Raw genomic sequence first — 2,339 nt, 5'->3', positions numbered from 1 at the left:
CACCTGGCACATCGCACCGGCCGGTACATGACCACAGGGGCTGTCCGGCCTGACGGCCGGACAGCCCCTCACCAAGATCTTCATCGACCTTCTAGGTCGTGTCCGCAGCCTAGATCTTTTTCCGGCTCGTGAATTCTGTGAGAAGTATTGACGCTGGTGGCCGGATCTTTATTATCCACTTGCTCGATACTTCGATCTGTGTTCGAAATTTCGAATGCATCGAGGTCGCGCCGCATCACCCCACGCACAGCCTCCGAGGGGCCGGCAGAGCCGCGCACTCAGAAAAACGAGGTCCCCATGCACAGACTCAGCTTCAGCCGGAGACGTCCGTCCGCGGTGCTCGCCGCCACGACCGCGACCCTGGTCTCACTGGCGGCGCTGCTGGTCGCCAGTACGACCGCCCAGGCGGCCAGCAGCGGCGCCCTGCGCGGCACCGGCTCCAACCGGTGTCTCGACGTGCCGGGCGCCAGCCAGACCAATGGCACCGCCACCCAGATCTGGGACTGCTGGGGCGGGACCAACCAGCAGTGGACGTCGACGGACAGCAACCAGCTGACCGTGTACGGCAACAAGTGTCTGGACGTCCCGGGCCACGCGACCGCGCCCGGGACCCGGCCGGTGATCTGGGACTGCAACGGCGGTGCGAACCAGCAGTGGCGGGTGAACGCGGACGGCACGGTCGTCGGCGTGGAGTCCGGGCTGTGCCTGAGCGTCACGGGTGCCGGTACCGCCAACGGTACGGCGGTGGAGATCGCGACGTGCAACGGCGGCAGCAACCAGAAGTGGTCCGGCCTGTCCGCGTCGGGCACCACGTGCTCTCTTCCGTCGACGTACCGGTGGACGTCGACCGGGGCGCTGGCGCAGCCGGCGAACGGGTGGTTCGCGCTGAAGGACTTCACCACCGTGACGTACCAGGGCAAGCACCTGGTCTACGGGACGTACTCCGACGGCAACTGGCGCTCGATGGGCTTCGGCGGCTTCACGAACTGGTCGGACATGGCGACGGCCCCCCAGACCGCCATGAGCCAGACCGCGGTGGCGCCCACCCTGTTCTACTTCGCTCCCAAGAACGTCTGGGTGATGGCCTCCCAGTGGAGCGGCGGCTGGACCTTCAACTACCGCACGTCGACCGACCCCACCAACCCCAACAGCTGGTCCGCGCCGCAGCCGCTGTTCACCGGCACCCTCCCCGCCTCCGAGAACTCCCCCACCGGCGCGCTCGACCAGACCCTGATCGCCGACGACCAGAACATGTACCTGTTCTTCGCCGGTGACAACGGCAAGATCTACAAGGCGACCATGCCGATCGGGAACTTCCCCGGGAACTTCGGCTCGTCGTACACGACGGTCCTGAGCGACACCGTGGACAAGGTGTTCGAGGCGCCGGAGGTCTACAAGGTCCAGGGCCAGAACCAGTACCTCATGATCGTCGAGGCGCGGGGCGCGAACGGGCGCTACTTCCGCTCGTACACCGCCTCCAGCCTGAACGGTCCGTGGACCGTGCAGGCCGGCACCGAGAGCAGCCCCTTCGCGGGCAAGGCCAACAGCGGCGCCACCTGGACCAACGACATCAGCCACGGTGACCTGGTCCGCAACAACCCCGACCAGACCAAGACCATCGACCCCTGCAACCTGCAGTTCCTCTACCAGGGCCGGGGCTCCACCCCGGCGGGCGCCCCCTACGAGCAGTGGCCGTACCGGCCGGGTGTCCTCACCCTGCAGCGCTGATCCGCCCGACCCGCACCACCCAGGGGAACCCCAGCCGCACGTCGGCTGGGGTTCCCCCTTGGGTGGCCGACGGGCGCCCGGCGGTCATCCCGCCGTTCCCGTCATCCCCGCCGTTGCGGTCATCCCGCCGTTCCGGCGATCTCCTTCGGCCGCGTGGGTTCCGCCCGGTCCGCCCCGTCGCCGTACCGGGACCGCAGCTCCGACAGCACGCCGAACGCCGCCGCCGTCAGCGGCACCGACAGGAGCATGCCGAGGATGCCGGCGATGGAGGCACCCGCGGTGAGCGCCAGCAGGATCGCCGCCGGATGCATCTGCACGGTCCGGCTGTGGATCATCGGCTGGAGCACGTTCCCCTCCAGGATCTGCACCGCGAACACCACACCGACCGCCCACAGCGCCGTCACCAGCCCCCGGTCGGCGAACGCCACCAGGATGGCCACCGCGCCCGACAGGAACGCGCCGAGATACGGGATGTACGCGCCGACGAACACCAGCGCGCCCAAACCGACCGCACCCGGCACCTGGAGGACCAGCAGACCGATGGCGATGCAGACACCGTCGATGAACGCGATGATCGTCGTTCCCCGCATGAAGCCCTCGATCGCCTGGAA

Annotated in this window: 2 protein-coding genes; one reads left to right on the top strand and one right to left on the bottom strand. The window is 68.2% G+C overall.

What is annotated here, in order from left to right; all coding sequences use genetic code 11:
- Window positions 1-297: 297 nt before the first annotated feature.
- Window positions 298-1,728 carry a non-reducing end alpha-L-arabinofuranosidase family hydrolase gene (locus M8J73_RS43340; RefSeq protein WP_055540012.1) on the top strand — a complete coding sequence of 477 codons (1,431 nt, stop codon included), beginning with the start codon at window positions 298-300 and terminating at the stop codon, window positions 1,726-1,728.
- Window positions 1,729-1,847: 119 nt separating this feature from the next.
- Here M8J73_RS43340 and M8J73_RS43335 read toward each other — a convergent pair.
- Window positions 1,848-2,339, bottom strand: a 492-nt coding sequence (locus tag M8J73_RS43335) for an AI-2E family transporter (RefSeq protein WP_249829872.1), incomplete at its 5' end; no start/stop codon positions are given.

This window comes from Streptomyces neyagawaensis (assembly GCF_023516595.1).
GTDB lineage: Bacteria > Actinomycetota > Actinomycetes > Streptomycetales > Streptomycetaceae > Streptomyces > Streptomyces neyagawaensis.
This window is presented reverse-complemented; position numbering and strand designations above follow the sequence as displayed.

Coding starts and splice junctions, on each gene's coding strand:
- M8J73_RS43340 (WP_055540012.1), top strand. CDS start 298: ATGCACAGACTCAGCTTCAGCCGGAGACGTCCGTCCGCGGTGCTCGCC.